The sequence below is a fragment of the Mesorhizobium sp. M0808 genome (assembly GCF_040320025.1).
Taxonomy (GTDB): domain Bacteria; phylum Pseudomonadota; class Alphaproteobacteria; order Rhizobiales; family Rhizobiaceae; genus Mesorhizobium.
In genome coordinates, this window is record NZ_JAMYOX010000132.1 from 1 (window position 1) to 694 (window position 694).

Below are 694 nucleotides of genomic sequence, written 5' to 3' on the forward strand. Positions count from 1 at the left end.
CGATCAGGTTCTCCGGCAGAGGTTCATTAGGCTCAATGTCGATGCCGAGAGCCGCAATCCTTTTCGTCCCTGCAATGGCGGCGGCTGCTACGGTATCGTGGTGAGCCAAAGATCCGACGATGCCGGCCGGCCAGATCGGAACACCAAAGCGCGTCTTTAAGATCGGCAGTTGTGGGAATCCCAGTTTCCCAAGAAGTGTTCGGGCAATTACTCTTGCAGCACCGCTTTGGCGACGGACTTTGGTAACAGCGCGTCCCATCGGGGTAACTTCGGAAGCGTACAAGGTGGATTCGTCGGCCGGTTCTATTGGACGAATGCCGACGAGGATGTTCTGTTGATCAATGGTGATAGTCTCCATCTATTTCTTTGAGCATTTCAAGTGAGAAGCTCAGCCAATGCAGCTTGGCCTTGGAATTGACTCGACTCGGTCGTCGATCAGCAGCGGCGGCGGACCACATATGTTTCCCATCTTTGGATCACCGAGCCAGAACTCCTCCGACATTTGGGGATTGTCGCGATCCGAGACCGAACCTCGTCTGGGTGCCAGAACCTTCGGTGCAGTTCGCTAGGGATCTTTTTCAAGAACCCCGATTAAAGGCGTAGAAATGGCTCGGGCCAGAGCCTTGCGGTTTTCCAGAACACTCATCATCGTCACGTGGTCGCCTACAATCGGTACGGCAGTAATGGCCTCCGG

Annotated in this window: 1 pseudogene; it reads right to left on the bottom strand. The window is 54.8% G+C overall.

The window, feature by feature from the left end:
- A pseudogene (locus NKI25_RS36310) lies at nucleotides 1–358 on the bottom strand (4'-phosphopantetheinyl transferase family protein); the annotation flags it as partial.
- Between the last annotated feature and the right edge of the window lie 336 nt (nucleotides 359–694).